Source organism: Treponema parvum (assembly GCF_017893965.1).
GTDB classification, from domain to species: domain Bacteria; phylum Spirochaetota; class Spirochaetia; order Treponematales; family Treponemataceae; genus Treponema_D; species Treponema_D parvum.
The window spans coordinates 2,519,140-2,539,521 of sequence record NZ_CP054142.1 but is presented as its reverse complement, the minus strand read 5'-3'; the positions used below and the strand labels follow the sequence as shown (position 1 = coordinate 2,539,521).

Sequence of the window (20,382 nt, the reverse complement as noted above, 5' to 3'; positions counted from 1 at the left end):
ATTTATGGAATATAAGCTTCGTCGTAAAATAGACGATTTTCTTATAAACTGGAAACAAAATCCGGATAGGATGCCGCTTATAATAAAAGGCGCCCGTCAGGTTGGTAAAACATCATCCATTGAGCATTTCGCAAAAAGCTATAATCACTTTATAGAAATCAACTTTATCAGCGAACCTCAGTACGCAAAGATTTTTATTTCAGGTTATTCTCCGGATAATATCATAAAGGAAATCACTTTCATAAATCCCGCCTTCAAATTTGTTCCTAATGAAACCCTCATTTTTTTTGATGAAATGCAAGCCTGCCCGGATTGCGCAACCTGTCTCAAGTTTTTTAAGATTGACGGCCAATATGATGTAATTTGTTCAGGTTCGTTTCTTGGTATAAACTATGAAGAAGTTACTTCCGTAAGCGTCGGCTATAAGCAGGATTATGAAATGCATTCCCTTGATTTTGAAGAATTCCTTTGGGCAAAAGGTTATTCGCAAAATCAAATTGAAGGAATCTATGAACACATAAAAAACACAACGCCTTTTTCTGAAAATGAATTTGATGTCTGGATGAACTGTTTCAAGGAATACGTGATTACAGGCGGAATGCCGCGAGTTGTAAACAAGTTCATTGAACAGAATAATTTTTCAGGAATACTTCAGGAACAGACTCAGATTCTTAAAGCTTATGAAGAAGATATCCTCAAATATGCGAAGGGACTTGAGAAATCAAAGATTAAAAATATCTACACACACATTCCGGTCTTTCTTGCAAAAGAAAATAAACGCTACCAGATAACAAAAATCGCCGCTGGCGCACGTAACAGGGAATACATTGGAACTGTAGATTGGCTAAAGGACGCTGGGATAGTAAATGTATGCTACAATCTTGAACAGCCGGAATTGCCGCTCAAAGGCAATTACAATCCAACAGAATATAAAATCTACTACCGTGATACGGGACTTTTGATTGCAGCCCTTGATGAAGAAGCTCAGGCTGATTTACGCCAAAACAGAAACTTCAACACATACAAAGGCGCGATCTTTGAAAATATAGTCGGCGATATACTTGTAAAACAGGGATATGAACTCTTCTATTACAGAAATGAAAAATCAACGATAGAAATGGATTTCTTTATTCGTGATGCCGAATCTCTTGTCCCTGTAGAAGTAAAAGCAAGCGACAATCCTTCTTCCTCGCTTAAAAATCTTATTGAAAAAGATAAATATGCAGATATTCATTACGGAATAAAACTCTGCGCTAAGAATACGGGCTTTAATGGCAAGTTTTATACATTCCCGTATTTTTGCACATTCCTGCTCAAACGCTATATGATGGAAAAGATCAGTTCAGAGAAAAAATAAGATATAACAGGAGACATTGTAATGACATCAGAAAAATTTACCCTTCAACAATATTCAATTAGTGCGATTCTTGGACTTATCGAAGCGAATGATTTTGTTATTCCGGAAATTCAACGTCCTTTTGTTTGGAAAAAAACACAAGTTAGAGATTTAATAGATTCACTTTATAATGGTTATCCTACAGGATATATTATTGTTTGGAAGAATCCTGATGTCCAGACTAAAGATGGAACAAAAGCAAATGGAAAAAAAGTTCTCATTGATGGGCAGCAGCGTATTACTGCACTTATGGCTTCCATTGCCGGTAAAGAAGTTCTTGATTCTGATTTTAACAAGGATAGGATAAAAATTGCATTTAATCCATTCCCTGAAGATGAAACAAAACGATTTGCAGTTCAGGATGCCTCACATTTAAGAGATAAACGTTGGATACCCGATATTGCTGAAATTTTTAAATCTGATTTTAAGCAGATGAAGTTTCTTTATGATTATGTAAAAGATAATCCATCGGCCGATATGGACGACGTTGCAGAAATCATTACAAATCTCAAGGGGATCGCTAATCGTCAGATTGGTGTCATAGAACTTGATCATAAACTGGATATGGATGAAGTAACGGAAATATTTATCCGAATCAATTCCAAAGGAACCGTTCTTGGGCAAGCAGATTTTGTTATGTCTAAATTGGCTAGTGATGGTGATTTTACTACTGGACATGGCGGTTCATTAATTCGAAAGACGGTAGATTATTTCTGTCATCTTGCTGTAAAACCGGATTTCTATTCAAAGATGATAAATGATACTGAATTTGCTAAGTCCAAATATGCAGATAAAATCAAATGGCTTGCAAAAGATAATGATTATATTTATGACCCTGATTATGATGATATGATTCGCGTTTCATTTATGCATCAATTTGGAAGAGGAAAAATGGCAGATTTGGTAAGCTTGCTTTCCGGTCGAGATTTTGTAACACGACAATTCCTAGCTTCAGTTGTAGACGACTCATATAAGAAGCTTGATACTGGAATCATAAACTTCATTAATCAGTATAATTTTGAGCAATTTGTTATGGCCATCAAAGGGGCCGGTTATATTTCGCCTAAATTGCTAGGGTCCAAAATGACACTGAATTTTGCTTACAATTTATATCTACTCTTGTTGGCTGACAAAACAATTCCAAATGCACAAATAAAACGATATATACAGAAATGGTTTGTGCTTTCGTATATTACCGGCAGATATACCGGTTCTTCAGAATCGGTAATGGATCGCGATATGCGAAATATCTCTGATAAAGGGTTCTTAAAATACCTTCAAGAAATGGAAAATTCTTCTTTATCGGACACTTTCTGGAACGTTACATTGCCACAGGGGTTGGAAACTTCATCGGTAAACAGTCCTGTATTTAATGTCTTTTTGGCTGCCCAAATAAATCATAAATGTAATTCATTCTTGATGAAAGGAACAATGATTTCAGACCTTATTACAATTTCTGGTGATGTTCATCATATTTTTCCTAAAGCTTATCTGAAGAAGAACGGAATTAATATAAAAATAAAATATAATCAGGTAGCAAATTTTATCTATCTTGATACGCAGGTAAATAAAGCCGTAGGAGAAGATGCACCAAATGTTTATTTGGGGAAAGTATTGAGTCAGTGTAAGTCTGGAAACATTGAAATAGGAAACATAAACTCAGAAGAAGATTTATATAAGAATTTAGAGGAAAACTGTGTTCCGAAAGAAATTGTGCGCATGACTATTAAGGATTATGATAAATATCTTATTGAACGCCGAAAATTGATGGCTAAGCTTATTGAAAAGTATTATAAGGGATTATAATCCTATTTCACGCTTCAAATGCCGCGATCAAACCGTCCGAACTTATTATTGTTGCACACATAGCCGTATTGTGCTACTAATTCCTTATGGTGCATGCGGAAGCCGAAACTCCGTTTTCAAGAACTCTCATGCTGCTCGGCGAAAGAAAAATGTTAAAACTTTCGCAGTCAAGAGTATGCGTCTTAGGCTTGGGCGGAGTAGGAAGCTACACGGCGGAAGCCCTTGTCCGGTCGGGACTGGGCGCAATAGATATTGTCGACGACGACAGCGTTTCCGTTTCAAACCTGAACAGGCAGCTTTATGCGCTGCATTCGACTATAGGGCAAAATAAGGTCGATATTGCTGAAAACCGCATATTGGATATAAACCCGCTTTGCCGCGTAAAAAAACACAAAATCTTTTTTTTACCGGAAAATGCAAAACAATTTAATTTTTCGGATTACGATTATGTAGCCGACTGTACTGATACCGTAACTGCAAAAATTTGCATTATACGGACGGCAAAGGCGGCGGATGTTCCGGTAATAAGCTGTATGGGAACCGGAAACAAGATGAATCCTCTTCTTTTTGAAATCGCCGATATAAGCGAAACAAGCGTTTGCCCCGTAGCCCGAATAATGCGGAGGGAATTGAAAAAGCGCGGGATCGAAAATGTCAAAGTCTTATATTCAAAAGAGCCGCCGATTTCTCTTATGCCCGAAACGAAAACGGCCGCAGATAATGAAGAACCGTTTGATTTTGAAGGCGAGAACTCGAAGCAAGTTGACGTTTCCGCTGAAAACCGCATAAATAAACCGATTCCGGGCAGCACGGCTTTTTGTCCGTCCGTGGCGGGGCTTATAATTGCGTCCGAAATAATAAAAGATCTGTGTTCATAAAATTTACTGCGACGACGCCCCGTCTGCAAAAGCTGCGCCGTATAGCCCGCTCAAGCCGTATAGAAGTTAAACCTTCTTCCCGAGCATCGATCATAGATCTTCAATCCGCGAATCGGCGATCATTTTATGTCAATCATTTTATTGAAGTTGTAGACGGCTTTTGATACAATATTCCGATATGGTAAATTCGCCGGCGAATCCTCTTATCATACAAAGCGACAGAACCTTGCTGCTGGACGTGCACGCGTCTCGCGCACAGGAATGCCGAAATGCGCTTATACCTTTTGCGGAACTTGAACGCTCTCCCGAACACCTTCACACATACCGCCTTACCCCTCTTTCTCTCTGGAACGCCTCAAGCGCAGGTTTTACGCCGGACGACGCCGTAAAAGTTTTGCGCGATTTTGCGCGCTATGACGTTCCTCCGTCAGTTGAAGAATGGATAAAGGAAACGGCCGGACGCTTTGGAAAGCTGCGCCTCATATCGGTTCCCGAAGACATGTATTCAAAAGAGGACGAGTTTTATTCCGGCGGAAAACAATTAAAAAAAGAGTATCTTTGCCTGGTAACGGACAGCGCCGCGGTGTACAAAGAGATATTAAATAACGCTTCGCTGAAAAAATATTTGGAGCCGCAGACTTCGCCTTCATTTCCGCACGATTACGGTTTTTTGCTGAAACTGACCGACCGCGGCACGGTAAAGCAGAATTTATTACAGGCCGGATGGCCTGTAAAAGACGACGTGCCGCTTAAAGACGGAGAAGCCCTTGATATAAGCCTTCGAAAAACTACGCTTTCGGGAAAAGAACTTGTTATTCGTGATTATCAAAAGGAATCGGCGGAAGCGTTGGTAGGCGACAAAGGAGCCGGAACGGGATTCGGCACTATAGTTCTTCCGTGCGGATCGGGTAAAACCGTAATAGGCATGTACATCATGGAAATGCTTAAAACCTGCACGCTTATCGTCACAACGAATATTTCGGCCGTCCATCAATGGATGGATGAACTTATCGATAAAACGAATTTGACAAAACGGCAGATTGCCGAATATACCGGAAGCAAAAAAGACATAAAACCCGTAACCATAGCCACATATCAGATTCTTACATGGAGGCCCGAAAAGGACGGTCCATATCCGCATTTTTCGATATTCCGCGAGCGTCCCTGGGGACTTATAATTTACGATGAAGTGCATATGCTTCCGGCTCCCGTCTTTAGAGTTGTCGCAGAGCTGCAAGCCGTAAGGCGTGTGGGACTTACGGCAACCCTTGTGCGCGAAGACGGCTGTGAAGGACACGTGTTCAGCCTTGTAGGGCCTAAGCGTTATGATGTTCCGTGGAAAGAGCTTGAGCACTCCGGTTGGATTGCCGCGGCCGAATGCGTTGAAGTAAGGATAAATCTTGACGAATCAAAGGAAATCGAATATGCGGTTTCCGATATACGTAAAAAACACCGCATAGCAGGTGAAAATCCCCAAAAAATAAATATAGTGCGGCAGATAATATCCGGACATTCCGAAGATAAAATCCTTGTCATAGGTCAATATATAGACCAGCTTGAACGGCTGTCAGAGGTATTGGGCGCTCCGATTATAACCGGTAAAACGCCGGCGGAGGAAAGAGACAGGCTGTACGCCGATTTTCGTAAAAACAAAATACGCGTTATGGTCGTTTCAAAAGTTGCAAATTTCGCCATTGACCTGCCGGACGCGTCCCTTGCAATACAGGTTTCCGGAACCTTCGGCAGCAGGCAGGAAGAAGCGCAAAGGCTTGGAAGGATTTTGAGACCTAAAAACAAAACAGCCCGTTTTTTTACGCTTATAACGAGGAATACGGTAGAAGAGGACTTCGGCGCAAACCGGCAGAAGTTTTTAGCCGAGCAGGGATATTCGTACAGGATCATAAGATACGTGGATTCTTCGTCTTTTGATGAATTGGACTCGCGCTTTATAGCGCAGGAATCGAATGATGCGTAGTTTAAGCTCGGCTTCCGACAAACACATTAAAGACGTTCTTGAATGGCGGGAAAGCCTCACCCTTATGCCGGACAGTCTTTTTTTTGAACTTATGAGAATGTATATCGGAGAAATAAAAACTCCGTACAACAAACAAAAACTCATAGAAGACTTGGGAGCCTTTTTACGAAAGGAAGAAAACAGAAAAAAGCTTATAACCCTTTTAAGCGACACGGATGTCCGGATAATCAGCGCGGTACATTTTATTCCTTCGTCCACACGGGAAAAACTTGCGGCCTTTTTTTCAGGCGTTTTTTCTTTTGCGGCCCTGCATGACAGGCTTTTTAACCTTGAAGAGCGCCTTATTTTATACTGCATCGCAGACAAAGATACGGGAAAAACCGTTATCAAAATAAATCCTCTTCTCAAAGACATACTTTTGCCGCTTCTCGGGTTGAAAATTCTTTTGCCTGAAGCTGTCCCTGCGTCGATTGCGCAGTCCGTGCGGCCGGAAATCAACAACTTAGCCGCGGATTCGCAGCTAAGTTTCAAGCGGCGTCGGGATATTGAACCTTCCGCTCGAACAAAGCTTACGCCGCTCTTGCTGTCTTCGTTTTTATCGTTTATCGCGGCGAACGGCGACGTATGCAAAGCCGACGGAAGCTTTAAAAAAAAGGTTCAGGAAACGTTGGATGGAATTTTTCCCGGCCGCACGGAGACGTTAAAATATCTCATCCGCTCCTGTATTAATCTGTCGCTCGTAAGCGAAGGGAAAAAAGGTTTTTCGGTTGATTTTACGCGCTGCAAAGCCTTCGCCGAATTAAGTGAAATCGAACAAACCGTTTGTCTTTGCGTAGCCGCTTCCGGGCTTTTCGGCCGAGGCGATTTTAAAAAACAGGCGCAGCTGTTGTTCGATATTTTTTCATCGTTGCCGGAAGCGGGCTTTACAAGGGGCGTTCTCGTAAGAAGCGGCGTTTTTATTCTTATGTCCGCTGAAGAAGATGAGACGGGATCTTCGAAGGGACGTTTTTCAAAAATGCTTGAAAACAGCGGTATGCAGGGGGTAGGCGACGGCGAGCGTAGTGAAAACGAAGATCTTCCGGAATATTTGTCCTCGTCCGGGATTGAAAGACTCGTAGACGCGGCTCTTGCGTTCGGACTTTTTTATGTTCGGAGCAAAACAAGCGCCGGAGAAGACATTGTTTCAGCCGGACTGAAATCCGAAATTATTTCAGGCAACAAAGAGAACGAACCGTCCGATACGCTGCTTATCGGTTCGGATTTTTCCGTAACGGTTATGAACGGGCTTACTTTAGCTCGTCTTTTGCCGCTCATAAAATTTTTGGATATTCAGAAATTCGATTCCGTCGCCGTATTTTCGATAAACCGCCGTTCCGTGCTGCGCGCTTTGGACAACGGACTTTCCGCAAACGATATAATTTCGGAAATAAAAAAGAACACTTCATACGATATTCCTCAAAATCTTCGGTTTTCTATAGAAGACTGGAATGCGGTGTTTTCTTCGGCGGTTTTATACGGCGGATATGTTTTAAAAGTAAACGGCGACAATAAGATTCTGAATGAAAAAAATCCGATCTTAAAGCCCCATATAAAGGAGACGCTCGCTCCGGGAGTGTTTTTGCTGGATGCAAAAAACGCCGATGAAGTGCAAGCCCTCATGGATAAATGCGGAGTCGATTTTATAGGCCGCATAAGAGAGGCGGAACAATCCTCTCTCTCAGCAGTTTTTCCGACTCTCTCCGCCGGCGTGAATATTTTCAAAAAAGAAGGCGAAAAAGACATAAAAAATGAGGCCGGTTTTAAGTGCGGAACGGAAGAAGAACGAGCTTCCTTTTTTATAAAAATGCGCTCGGAGTTGAATGCGCTAAGTCTCGAAAATGAGCAAAGAGAAGGCCTTGAAGAAAGGATAAGACGCAAGATAGTATTGAATTCTTCACAGCTTAGGGCTAATTCCGTCCGTATCGAAAAAAAAGAAGCCCGTGGCATGGATTTTACCGGAAAAATAAGGATAGTGGAAAGAGCGATGTCCGCTCGCTGCATGCTTGAGATCGGTACGAATAAAGAAAACATGCAAGGAATACACGACACTGTTCCTCCAAGAATATTGGGAATTCCGTTATCGCTTGAAAAGCAATCCCACGACGCCTTTGTGCGCCTTAAACTTGAGCCTGACGGCAATGAAGCTGTTTTTTCCGTAGGACAGGCGGAATTTATAAAACTCATACGGGGTTCGATTTTTATGGGAGAAGTATGCTAGAGGCAACGGCTGAACGGCCGCCGCTGAAGGCTGGAGAAGTATGAAAAATTTTATAAAAGATATTCGAGGAATAATATTCGACTGCGACGGCGTTATAATCGATTCCGCGGCGGACATGGCGGAAGCCGTAAACGTGACGCTTGAACACTTCGGGTTAAAGCGCATAGACGAGCAAACGGCGGTTTCTTTTGTAGGCAACGGCGCAAAAAAACTTATAGAGCGTTCGCTCGCCTGTTCTTTAGAGACGAAGTCCTCCTTGGAACCTGAAAGAATAGACGCTGTCCTCCGCTGGTACGTTTCGTATTATGCGGAACACGCTTTGGAAAGAACCGTTTTGTATCCTGGTTTTGCGTACCTTATCGAGCGTCTTATGATAAAAGGAATAAAAATGGCCGTCGTTTCAAACAAACCTCAGAATATTACGCACGATATTCTTTCTTATTTCGACATAGACGAATATTTTGATGCGATCATCGGTCCCGAACAGCTTAAGAATATGAAACCCGACCCCGAAGGACTTCAACAGGCCCTTGAGGCGATGAATAAAAGCGTCGGAAATTTAAAGCATATTTCCAAAGACGAAACCTTGATGGTGGGAGATTCCGCCGTCGACGTGCAGGCGGGGCATAATTTCGGTTGTCGCACCTGCGCCGTCACCAAAGGTTTGGGCGATAAAGAAAAGCTTCTTGCCGAAAAAGCCGATATTATCGTAGGCTATGCCGGAGAATTGATATCTTTTTTTTGAATTTGCGGTTGTGTTCGCTTTTGTGCGTTTTCGGGCGAGGGCGAACCCTTGCAAAAGTTTTTTTTGGAGAAAAATATGGATCAGAATGCAGTTATCATCTTGTACATAGTAAAATTCGTGCTCGGAGGTCTGGCGGCCTTTCTCGCCATTATGCTGTGGTCCAAAACGCGTGATCCTGCCTGGATGTCTCTTGTCGCGGGCGCCGTTACAGGCTACACGGGCATAATGTTTAATATGATGCTGGATCTTGGAATAATCACTGCCGGGGGCATAGAAGTTTTCGGCATTCCTCTTTCCGTGCTCGTTTTTACAGCCGTTCCGTCATTGTTTTTTATACTTGCTTTTGTCCTCATGCTCATAAGAAGCCGCTAGCCTTCCTTAAAAATTCGCGGGTTTTCTTTGTTTTCATTAATAAAACCTCTGTCTTAAAGACGACCGCTGCCTGATTTTAAAAAAATCGGGCTGTGCCGAAGAAATTTCTCTTTTGTTTATGTTAAATTCATAAAAAATATAAAAAGTTTATAAAAAATGAATATTTTGCTTTACATTTTCTAAAATTAGTTGTTTAATTAAGTAGTTAATTTTATAAATTACGGAGGCAAAAAATGAAAATAGGATTTATAGGTCTTGGAATAATGGGTAAGCCTATGGCTAAAAACCTTATTAAAGCTGGTCACGAATTGGTGATCTGTGAATTGAAAAAAGAAACCGTTGAAGAGTTCAAAGGTTTGGGCGCGGAAGTTGCCGCAAATCCTGCGGGGGTTGCCAAGGCTTGTTCCCTGTTTATCACTATGGTTCCGAATTCTCCTCAAGTGCGCACCGTAGCGTTGGGTGAAAACGGTCTTATTGAAACTGCAAAACCCGGTTCCGTTTTGATTGACATGAGCTCTATCGATCCTATGGAATCCAAGGCGATCGGAGAAGAACTTGCAAAGAAAGGCATAGAGATGATGGACGCTCCCGTTTCAGGCGGCGAACCTAAGGCTATAGACGGAACCCTGTCCATAATGTGCGGCGGCAAAAAAGACTTGTTTGAAAAATACAAAGATCTTCTTTCCATAATGGGCTCGTCCGTTACGCACATAGGAGACCTCGGCGCAGGCAATACGTGCAAACTTGCAAACCAGATAATCGTCGCCTGCAATATTGCAGCCCTTTCCGAAGCGCTCATGCTTGCAAAAAAAGCCGGAACCGATCCTGAAAAGGTCTTTGAAGGAATAAAGGGCGGCCTTGCCGGTTCTACCGTAATGAACGCAAAGACTCCGATGATTCTTGCGCACAACTATAAACCCGGTTTTAGAATTGAACTTCACATAAAGGACCTTACGAACGCTCTTAACGCCGGACACAAGGTTTCAAGTCCGCTGCCTCTTACGGGTCAGGTAATGGAAATGATGCAAGCTCTCAAAGCCGACGGCTTTGAAAAAGACGATCACAGCGCGCTTGCAAAATACTACGAAAAACTTTCAAACGAAAAGATCGGAAAATAATCGAAAGATCAAAGGCGCCGTTTTTGTTTGAAAGGACGGCGCGCTTTTAGGAGGGCTTTGAATGGTTCCCGTAATAAAAAAGATGACAGTTTATCCGGTTGCGGGCAAGGACTGCATGGAACTGAATTTAAGCGGAGCGCACGCTCCGTTTTTTACAAGAAACATTGTGATCCTTGAAGACGGCAGCGGACGCGTAGGTTGCGGTGAAGTCCCCGGCGGACAAAAGATCACCGATGCACTGGAAAAATGCCGGACGATCGTGGAAGGCAGTTCTGTCGGCGCCTATAAAAACACACTCAAGGCCGTTTCCGATTATATGAAAAAGACATGTGCAAACGATGTTCGCGGTCTTCAAACTTTTGATCTTCGCACCGGCGTCCACGTAGTGACGGCCGTTGAAGCGGCTCTTCTTGACCTTGCCGGACAGTTTTTGGAAGTTCCCGCCGCCGCATTGCTTGGCGACGGCATAGTCCGAAACAAGGTGCGGATGCTGGGTTATCTTTTTTTTGTCGGGGATCGTACAAAGACCGATTTGCCCTATGACTCCGAAGAAAATTCTTCATGCGACTGGTACAAGCTCCGCCATAACAAGGCTATGACGCCCGAAGCTGTCGTCGCTCTGGCCGTTGCCGCTCAAAAAAAATACGGCTTTGCGGATTTCAAACTTAAAGGCGGCGTCCTTGAAGGTAAAGAAGAAATGAGGTCGATCCGCGCTTTAAAAGAAAGGTTCCCGGAGGCAAGAATTACGCTTGATCCTAACGGAGCGTGGAGTTTAAAAGAAGCCGTAGATCTGTGCAAGGGAATGAGCGGGACTCTCACTTATTGCGAAGATCCTTGCGGCGCCGAAGACGACTATTCCGGGCGGGAAATTCTTGCGGAATTCCGCCGCGCTACGGGCATGCGCACGGCCACAAACATGATCGCTACCGACTGGCGGCAGATGAGCCATTCGGTTGTGCTTCAGTCCGTGGACATTCCGCTTGCCGATTGCCACTTTTGGACTATGGCGGGAGCCGTGCGCGTAGGCCAATTATGCGACGAATTCGGGCTTACTTGGGGTTCGCATTCGAACAATCACTTCGACATTTCTTTAGCGATGATCACGCAGACGGCGGCCGCCGTTCCCGGAAACGTAAACGCCATAGATACGCATTGGATCTGGCAGGAAGGGCTTGAACGCCTTACAAAGAAGCCTTTGCAGATAGTAGAAGGCTGTGTCGATCTGCCTAAAAAACCCGGACTCGGCGTTGAACCCGACATCGAACAAATAAAAAAAGCAAACGAATTGTATAAAGAGCATTGTCTGGGAGCCCGCGACGATTCTATCGGGATGCAATATTTGATTCCCGGTTGGAAATTCGATCCTAAAAAGCCGTGCCTTGTGCGTTAAGCAGGGCAGATAAAAATAAACAGGGAGAGGAGAAAATATGTTTAAGCCTTACGGCATTATTCCGCCGGTTATAACTCCGTTTACCGAAGACGGAAAATTCAACGAAAGCGTTTTCAGAAAGGTGATAAATTTTCTTATAAAAGAAGGAGTCCACGGTATTTTTCCCATGGGAACTACGGGAGAATTTTATGCCTTTTCAAAGGATGAAGTAAAGCACATCTTTGAAGTGGCAGTAGACGAAGTTAAGGGGCGGGTTCCCGTTTACGGCGGCACAAGCCAAATTTCAACGAGAGGAACCATAGAGCTTGTTCATATTGCGGAAGAGGCAAAGGTCGACGCCGTTTCCGTTTTAACTCCGATGTTCGTAAGTCAAACGCAGGACGAGCTGTATGATTTTTATAAGACGGTCGCCTCGAATACGAAACTTCCTGTGATCATGTACAACAACAAACCCAAGACAAATGTGACTATCGCGCCCGAAACAGTTGCAAAACTTTCCGAAATTGAAAACATCGTAGGCGTTAAAGACAGCACCGGCGATTTTACCAATTCCGCCGAATACATCCGCCTTACGCGCGGGAATAAAAATTTTACCGTCTTGGTGGGGCGCGACACCTTGATATATGCCGGACTATGCTACGGCGCCGGCGGAGCTATCGCCAGCTGCGCAAACGTCGCTCCGCGCATCGTTGCGGACATCTACGACAAATTTAAAGCCGGAGATCTAAAAGGCGCTCTCGAAGCGCAGTTTGTGTTAAATCCGCTTCGCATAGCTTCGAACATGGGAACCTTCCCTGAGGTAATAAAAGAAGGCCTTGAGCTCCAAGGTTTTCCCGTAGGCAAGTGCCTCTCTCCCATTAAACCGTTGTGCACTCAGGACCGTGAAAAATTACAGGCAGTCCTTAAAAACATGGGACTCGTCGATTAAATTTCATAAGGGATCGAGAATATGAAAAAGAATAGAAAAAACGCCGCTTTGTCATGGCTGGATAATAACCTGGAAAGCGCCGTGCTTATCGCCTGCCTTTTTATTATGACCGCGTTGATATCCGTAAACGTGGTTTTGCGCTATGTTTTCAGCAAATCGCTTACTTGGAGCGAAGAAATATGTAAATTTTGTCTTGTCACTTCCGGGTTTTACAGCTTGGGATATTGCATACGCTTTAATAAGATGATCCGCGTAGACGCTCTGATTCAGTTTTTAGGCAAAAAAGCTGCGACAGTTTTCAACTGCGTCGCTTGGGCTTTTATGGCGGTATTTTTGGCCGTCCTTGCATATGGAAGCGTTTTTGTGCTCATAAGGGCAAAGGCGTCCGGACAGGTAAATCCGGCCTTGGATGTTCCGATGTATGTGCTGTATCTGATACCGCTGTCAGGTTGTGCGGTTGCCGTCTTTAGGATAATCCAGCTTTTTTATTTTTCGGTTCGAAAGACGCTCGGCAAAAGAGGTGCTTGAATATGCCTGTATTAGTATTTTTTGTAATCTTAATCGTTCTGTTCGTTTTTACAATCCCTGTTGCGGGAGTTTTCGGCGGAATGGCGTTTTTGCCTTCTTTTCTGGATCCGTCTTTTCCGTATACGGTCGAAGCGGCTATCCGCAGTATGGTAAACGGACTTGACAGTTTTACGCTCCTTGCAGTCCCTCTATTTATCCTTTCGGGAATAATAATGGCGAGGGGAGGAATCTCGGAAAAGATATTCGATTTTTTTGCTTATTTTATAGGCAACAAGACCGGCGGATTTCCGTGCGCCGTCATAGGCACGTGCATGTTTTATTCGGCGATTTCGGGCTCCTCTCCGGCGACGGTGGCCGCGGTCGGAAGTATGAGTATTCCGTTCCTTGTGAACATGGGCTACGACAAGCTTTTTTCCACAGCGCTTGTAACCGTGAGCGGCGGTTTGGGAGTAATTATTCCGCCCAGCATTTCATACATCGTATACGCTTCTTCGTCCAGCGCATCGCCGTCAAAGCTGTTCATAGGCGGAATCATACCGGGACTTCTGATCACTTTTTGCCTTATGGTCTACGCTTATTTTTACTGCAGAAAGCATAAAGGCAATAAAGAGCTGCTCGCAAAATCTTACGATGCGATTAGAAGCAAGGGATTTTTGTGCGTCTTTAGGGAAAGTTTTTGGGCGCTCGTTTGTCCCATAATAATACTCGGCAGCATTTATACGGGGATCACTACTCCTACGGAAGCGGCCGCCATTTCCGTAATATATGCGCTTTTTATAAGCATCTTTGTGTACAAAAAGATCGGTATAAAAGAAATTGTCGACATGTTTTTCGAAGGCGTAAAGTCCTACGTCCCGATTCTGTTTATAATTTCCGCCGCTACCGCGTTCGGCCGCGTAGTCGCCATGTTAAGATATTCTCATGAAATCGGCAGTTTTGTAACCGAAGTCATAAGCAATAAATATGCGGTTCTCATTTTTGTCAATTTGGTTATGCTCGTGTTCGGCATGTTCCTTGACAACATACCGAACATAATGCTTTTGACGCCCATCTTTTTGCCCATCGTAAAATCCGTAGGGGTTGATCCCGTTCATTTCGGCATAATGATGACCGTGAACCTTGCAGTAGGCATGGTGACGCCGCCGATGGGAATAAATCTTTATATTGCCAACAGCTTGACGGGAGAGCCTGTGCTCAAGATCGCAAAGGCTACGGTTCCGTTTCTTATTGCATTCTTAGCGGCGCTTTGTTTTATAATTTTTGTTCCGAGCCTCAGCTTGTGGCTCCCGTCAATAATCAAATGATCGAGTGACCAAACAATAATAAAACGGTCGAATTTTTTAGGAGGATAGGATGAAAAAGGGTTTTGTGAAATCGGTTTTGCCGTTCGTGTGCGTGCTTGCGCTTTTGGGATGTGCAAAAGAAAAGAAAACGGGTGCCGATACTGCCGGAAAGGCGGCAAAAAAGTATACGTGGACGGCAGCGCTCAATGTGGCTGAAACGACGATCAACTATAAGATCGTCGCAAAGTTCAAAGAAAATATTGAACGCGAGAGCAACGGAGCCGTTGTCGTAAATATTTATCCCAACGGGCAGTTGGGCGGCGACAGGGAAATGTTGGAAGGCCTTGTAAACGGTTCGATCAATTTTTCTTCGACAATGACGTCGGGAATGGTCGGCTTCGTTCCACAATATGCGATCTTTGATATGCCGTCCGTTTTTTCAGACATAACAAATATGCGCAAAGTTTTGAACGATAAAGAATTTATCGACAAGATGAACAGTTACAGCAAGGCGAACGGAATATATGTTTTGGGATACTCCGACGCGGGATTTAGACAGATGACGAGCAACAAACTTGCCGAATCCGTCGCCGGCATGAAGGGAATAAAAATCCGCGTAATTCAAAATCCGTATCATATCGAATATTGGAAACTTTTAGGCGCGAATCCTCTTCCCATGGACTTTAGCGAAGTCTATATCGGCTTGCAGCAAGGAGAAATCGACGCACAGGAAAATCCGTACATGAACATCGTAGGAAACAAGTTTTATGAAGCTCAAAAATACGCGATCGAAACGAACCATTTGGGTCATACGATCACGTTCCTCATGAACAATGCGCTGTACGAGGGCTTGAGCGAAGATATGAAACGCCTTGTGGACAAATGTGCTGCGGACGCTAATAATTACGGTAACGGGATCGCCGACGACAGCATAATTGCGGATAAAAAAGTGTGTACCGACGCCGGTATGAAGATAATCGAATTGTCCGCCGCCGAGCATGAAAAGATGAAAGCCATGTCGCAGCCCGTTTACAACATGGTCACCGAAAAAGTAGGAAGCGAGCTGGTTTCTTTCTTCTTGAAAAAAATAGAAGATAATAAATAAGTCGATTCCTTAGAAATGCAACAACTGAACAAAGTATAAACTTTGGAAGTTGTTGCATTTATGTGCACAGTTGATAAAGTTCACAGCTGATATAGGATGTCCGGATGGCTAAGATTTTAATTAAAAACGGAAAAGTTTATGAGCCCTTGTTTGGAACGGAAGAGATAAGGGACGTTTGTGTTTGCGGCGGACGCATTGTAAGCGAATTCGATAAGGACGACGCCGATATAGTCATCGACGCAAAAGACTGTATGGTAGTTCCGGGTCTTATAGATCACCACATACATTTGTATCAGGGTACCGACGGAGGCGTAAATGCGGATCTTTCCTGTCTGCCGAGCGGAGTAACCACGGCGGTTGACGGCGGGTCCTGCGGTATGTGCAATTATACACAGTTCCGTAATTTTTCAATAGTTAATTCCATAGTAACCGTAAAAAGCTATTTGAATATTGCGCCCATAGGCCTTGGAACGGGTTTTTATCCTGAAAACCTGGATGTCAATTTATTCCCGAAATACGATGACAGAATAAAAGAACTTTTCGCCCGATATAAGGGAGAACTTGTGTCGATAAAGCTTCGTCTGACCAAGGATATTACGTCGTCAATAGATCCTCTCGTTTACTGCATAAAGCTGGCGGACGAAATAGGTTGCAATGTCGTAGTACATGTTACAAGGCCTTCCGTGCCGTGCGAAGAGATAGCTTCCGTATTGAGACCGGGAGACGTTTTTTGCCATGTATATCAGGGCGTTGAAAACACTATCCTTGATGAAAACGGAAAGATAAAAAAACAGGTTCTGGAGGCCAGAAAGCGGGGCGTAATATTTGACGCTTGCAACGGCAAAAAGAATTTTGCGTTTTCCGTTGCAAAAGGTGCGATAAAGCAAGGATTTTTTCCCGATATAATAAGTTCGGACATGTCGCCGCTAACGTTTTATGCGGATCCTGTGGTGTCTTTGCCGCACTTGATGTCCAAATATCTGGCGTTCGGTCTTTCATGCATGGATGTTTTTAAAATGACTACGACAACCCCTGCGAAAGTTATCGGTATTAAAGATTACGGCTCTTTGACGGCGGGAAACCGTGCCGACATAGCTTTGTTCAAAATAAAAAAGCAAGGCGTAAGATTTTACGATTGCAATAATGAGTTCATTGAAGGAGATCAGGTTATTGTGCCTCAGATGACTATAAAAAAAGGAAATATCGTTTACAGGCAGACGGATTTTACTTCGGTGAAGTACACGTTTTAACAAGGCCGCTGAGATAGCGCGGCCTTGTTAAACGGCGAGTTTCGGGCAAAGCCGAAACGTCGCAGATTATATGTGCGCAAAGAGCGCACCGATGCGCCGTCCTCGAAAGCTGAATGCTTTCTGCGGTGACGCATTTAGGAGGAAGTTTTAACTTCGGATATTGAAATATCCTGCAAAAGTTTTTTTAGGAGGAAGGTATGAAAAAATTAATTGCAATGGCTGCAATTTTGGCGGCGGCGGGTGTCGTTTTCGCAAACGGCACAAAAGATTCTGCAAATTCAGGGGGGATTGACTGGCCTAAAAAATCGATCAATCTTATAGTTCCTTTTGCGGCCGGAGGAAATTCCGATGTAAACGCAAGAACGCTCGCAAAGTATTTGACGCAGGAATTAAAACAACCCGTGGTAATTACAAACGTAGCCGGTTCGGGAGGAACTATCGGCGCAGCCCAGGCGAAGGACGCTCCGAACGACGGATATACGGTGCTCGTTCATCAGATTTCAATGCACATGGCGCAGGTTTCGGGCATGGTCAACTTCGGCTATAAGGATTTCGAGCCCGTATGCGTGTTTTCACGCGCTTCGGATGAAGTTCTTCTTATAAACGCAAAGCAGCATCCGGACTGGCATACGTATCAGGATGTGGTGAACGCCACAAAAAAAGATCCCGGAAAATACCGCTTTACGGCTAACACGGGCGCTTCTACGCAGTGGATAGGCATTGCGGTTCAAGCGGCCGGCGCTAAGTTCAACGTGGTAAGTTCCGGCGGTTCGGGAGAACGTCTTCAGCTCATCCTCGGCAATCACGTCGACGTAACCGAATTGAATTACAGTCAGGTCGTAGACTATGTAAAAAACGATACTCTCAGAATGATCGCCAACGTCAGCTCGGAACGCTCGGCAACGCTCAAAGATCTTCCCACGCTCAGAGAGCTCGGCGTGGATTGCGGTTACAGCTATGACAACACTTTCTTTATGCCCAAGGGCACCGATAAAGCTATAGTTGAAAAATTTGCCGCCGCATGTGAAAAAGTGATCAAGACGAACAATTCATATAAGGCGGATATAGAAAAGATGTATCAGGTTCCCACATATATGAATCCGGCTGATACCGAAGCCCTGTATAAATCACAATACGACGCTTTGATGAAAATTCAGGATCAGATCAAAGCGGGAAAAAAATAAATTTTTGACTTATTATAGACGGCGGATTGAGGACAGGTTTGATCCGCCGCTCCGTAATCGGGTTTTAAAGGTGCAGGAGCAGTAAAATTATGACAAATAAAACAAAAAGCGGTTTGGGCGTAGGATTGTTTTTCTTTATCCTGGCCGTATTTTACTTTATAGGATCCGTCTCGATAGAATCCTATAATCCGTTCGGAAAAACAGGGCTGTCGTCCAGAGCGGTTCCGCAGACTTTTGCAATACTAATGGCCGTCTTAAGCTTGACGATAATAGTCGACTCGATTCTAAAAGCGAAAAAGGAAAAAGGATCTTCCGCAGAAAAGGCGAAGGTAAATCGAAAGACTACCGGGAAACTCCTTTTGGCGATTTTTTTGCTGCTTGTTTATATTTTCCTTTTTAACCGGCTCGGATTTATAATTTCTACAATTCTGTATCTTTTTGCTATGATATATCTGCTGCTTCCGAACAAGACTTCAAGAAACATCGTTCTTACGGCGCTGTTTTCGATAGCGGTCTCATTTTTAATTTATACGATTTTCAACAAGGCACTCGGTTTGATTTTGCCGGCCGGAATTTTCGGATACTGACGGAGGAAGATACATGCTGTTTTCAAGTTTTATAAATCTTTTCGCAAACCCGCTCGCACTTGTTTTGATTGTCTTCGGAGTCATGTTCGGGATTGTTTTCGGCGCATTGCCGGGACTCACGACGGTTGCCGGTATTTCCATGATGCTTCCCGTAACTTACGTTTTAACAAAGGAAGCCGGTCTTTCCATGCTTACGGCAATTTACATAGGCGGCACTTCGGGAGGCCTTGTTTCCGCCATATTGCTTAATATGCCCGGAACGCCCGCGTCGATTGCGACTTGTTTTGACGGCCGACCTATGGCTCTTAAGGGCGAAGCCGGAAAAGCCTTGGGCATCGGAATTTTCGCTTCATTTTTCGGAACGATATTCAGCATTGCGGCGATGGTTGTTATTTCAAAACCTCTTGCCGCTCTTACGATAAAATTCGGCCCGTGGGAATATTTCGGCGTAACGCTTTTTGCGCTCACGCTGATTGCAAGCCTTGCCGGAAAATCCATGATCAAAGGCCTTTTAAGCGCTCTGTTCGGGATGATGTTCGCTACCGTAGGGCTTGCGCCCATCGATTCGGCTAAGCGCTTTACATTCGACACGCTGGAACTAACTTCAGGATTTGCCCTGCTGCCGGTTTTGGTAGGCCTTTATGCGGTGAGCGAAGTCCTTGAAACGGTAATTGAAGAGCATAAAGACGCGACTATGACCGAATATCGTCTTAAAGGTTTGGGCTTCGGATGGAACGACATAAAAGACCAAATAGGAAATCTTGTTCGCTCGGCTGTCGTAGGGCTTGGCATAGGAGTTCTTCCCGGAATAGGAGGATCTACGAGCAATCTCATAGCGTATTCCGTTGCAAAAAATTCTTCAAAACATCCTGAAAAATTCGGAACGGGAATAGTCGACGGCATTATCGCAAGCGAAACGTCAAACAACGCCAGCATAGGAGGAGCTATGATACCGCTGCTTACGCTCGGCATTCCCGGCGACGGCGTTACTGCAATTCTTTTAGGCGGCTTTATGCTTCACGGACTTACTCCCGGTCCTCTGCTTTTTCAGACAAATGCGGATACGGTCTACGCTATTTACGCGGCAATGATTCTTTCTTCCGCCGTTATGGCTATCGTCATGTTTACGGGGCTGCGCGGATTTGTAAAGATATTGAAGATACCGTCTTATATTTTGTTGCCGGTTATTATAGTATTATGCGGCATAGGCTCCTACGCGCTTAATTACAGAGTGTTTGACATATTCAGTTTGCTTTTGTTCGGAATTATGGGTTATGTGATGAAAAAGGTAAGCGTTCCGCTTCCGCCGTTCATACTGGGCTTTATTTTGGCAAAGGATTTTGAAACCAATCTTCGTCGCGGTCTTCAGTACGCCAACGGCAATACTATGGAAATTTTTTCTCATCCGATTGCCATTCTGTTTATCGCGCTTGCAGTGTTTTCGATTGTGCGCGCCGTAATAAAGGGTGTAAAAAACCGGAGCGGAACGGCCGCTTAACAATGAAGGTTCGTGGGGCGCAGCATGCGGGTAACTTGCAACTGGCGCCATAGTATGAAGTTTTGCAGGGTGCAAATGATGT

At 44.1% G+C, this 20,382-nt stretch carries 17 protein-coding genes; all 17 read left to right on the top strand.

Annotated features, from left to right (window positions below; genetic code table 11):
• The first annotated feature begins 4 nt into the window (after positions 1–4).
• The 17 genes from HRQ91_RS11205 to HRQ91_RS11125 all read left to right on the top strand — a co-directional run bounded on the left by HRQ91_RS11205 (position 5) and on the right by HRQ91_RS11125 (position 20,300).
• Positions 5–1,357, top strand: coding sequence for an ATP-binding protein (locus tag HRQ91_RS11205; protein WP_210119610.1), 1,353 nt, complete (start codon positions 5–7; stop codon positions 1,355–1,357).
• Between the two features lie 21 nt (positions 1,358–1,378).
• A complete protein-coding gene (locus HRQ91_RS11200; RefSeq protein ID WP_210119609.1) occupies positions 1,379–3,202 on the top strand; it encodes a GmrSD restriction endonuclease domain-containing protein in 1,824 nt (607 codons plus the stop codon).
• An 86-nt stretch (positions 3,203–3,288) separates the two neighbouring features.
• Positions 3,289–4,080: a tRNA threonylcarbamoyladenosine dehydratase gene (locus HRQ91_RS11195; protein ID WP_210119608.1), complete on the top strand. Its 792-nt coding sequence runs from the start codon at positions 3,289–3,291 to the stop codon at positions 4,078–4,080.
• A gap of 178 nt (positions 4,081–4,258) precedes the next feature.
• A complete protein-coding gene (locus tag HRQ91_RS11190; protein WP_210119607.1) occupies positions 4,259–6,055 on the top strand; it encodes a DNA repair helicase XPB in 1,797 nt (598 codons plus the stop codon).
• Positions 6,045–8,312 (top strand): hypothetical protein, encoded by a 2,268-nt coding sequence (locus tag HRQ91_RS11185; RefSeq protein ID WP_210119606.1) that lies wholly within the window; start codon positions 6,045–6,047, stop codon positions 8,310–8,312. Before HRQ91_RS11190 ends, HRQ91_RS11185 begins: the two co-directional genes overlap by 11 nt.
• A 40-nt stretch (positions 8,313–8,352) precedes the next feature.
• A complete protein-coding gene (locus HRQ91_RS11180) occupies positions 8,353–9,057 on the top strand; it encodes an HAD family hydrolase (protein WP_210119605.1) in 705 nt (234 codons plus the stop codon).
• A gap of 75 nt (positions 9,058–9,132) precedes the next feature.
• Positions 9,133–9,429 (top strand): hypothetical protein, encoded by a 297-nt coding sequence (locus tag HRQ91_RS11175; RefSeq protein ID WP_210119604.1) that lies wholly within the window; start codon positions 9,133–9,135, stop codon positions 9,427–9,429.
• A gap of 233 nt (positions 9,430–9,662) precedes the next feature.
• A complete protein-coding gene (gene garR, locus HRQ91_RS11170) occupies positions 9,663–10,547 on the top strand; it encodes a 2-hydroxy-3-oxopropionate reductase (RefSeq protein WP_210119603.1) in 885 nt (294 codons plus the stop codon).
• Positions 10,548–10,608: 61 nt separating this feature from the next.
• The gene (locus tag HRQ91_RS11165; protein ID WP_210119602.1) at positions 10,609–11,937 is read left to right on the top strand and encodes an enolase C-terminal domain-like protein; all 1,329 of its coding nucleotides are present in this window, start codon (positions 10,609–10,611) and stop codon (positions 11,935–11,937) included.
• 37 nt (positions 11,938–11,974) lie between these two features.
• Positions 11,975–12,865, top strand: a complete 891-nt coding sequence (locus HRQ91_RS11160; protein ID WP_210119601.1) for a dihydrodipicolinate synthase family protein — start codon at positions 11,975–11,977, stop codon at positions 12,863–12,865.
• A gap of 21 nt (positions 12,866–12,886) precedes the next feature.
• A complete protein-coding gene (locus HRQ91_RS11155; RefSeq protein WP_210119600.1) occupies positions 12,887–13,393 on the top strand; it encodes a TRAP transporter small permease in 507 nt (168 codons plus the stop codon).
• 2 nt (positions 13,394–13,395) lie between these two features.
• Positions 13,396–14,697, top strand: coding sequence for a TRAP transporter large permease (locus tag HRQ91_RS11150; RefSeq protein ID WP_210117667.1), 1,302 nt, complete (start codon positions 13,396–13,398; stop codon positions 14,695–14,697).
• A 49-nt stretch (positions 14,698–14,746) separates the two neighbouring features.
• Complete coding sequence (locus HRQ91_RS11145; RefSeq protein ID WP_210119599.1) at positions 14,747–15,781, top strand: TRAP transporter substrate-binding protein; 1,035 nt, start codon at positions 14,747–14,749, stop codon at positions 15,779–15,781.
• Between the two features lie 104 nt (positions 15,782–15,885).
• Positions 15,886–17,031 carry an amidohydrolase family protein gene (locus HRQ91_RS11140; protein ID WP_210119598.1) on the top strand — a complete coding sequence of 382 codons (1,146 nt, stop codon included), beginning with the start codon at positions 15,886–15,888 and terminating at the stop codon, positions 17,029–17,031.
• Positions 17,032–17,228: 197 nt separating this feature from the next.
• On the top strand, positions 17,229–18,215 hold the full coding sequence (locus HRQ91_RS11135) for a tripartite tricarboxylate transporter substrate binding protein (RefSeq protein ID WP_210117670.1): 987 nt from the start codon (positions 17,229–17,231) through the stop codon (positions 18,213–18,215).
• Positions 18,216–18,304: 89 nt separating this feature from the next.
• On the top strand, positions 18,305–18,802 hold the full coding sequence (locus HRQ91_RS11130; protein ID WP_210119597.1) for a tripartite tricarboxylate transporter TctB family protein: 498 nt from the start codon (positions 18,305–18,307) through the stop codon (positions 18,800–18,802).
• Positions 18,803–18,815: 13 nt separating this feature from the next.
• Positions 18,816–20,300 (top strand): tripartite tricarboxylate transporter permease, encoded by a 1,485-nt coding sequence (locus HRQ91_RS11125; RefSeq protein ID WP_210119596.1) that lies wholly within the window; start codon positions 18,816–18,818, stop codon positions 20,298–20,300.
• The last annotated feature ends 82 nt before the right edge of the window (positions 20,301–20,382 follow it).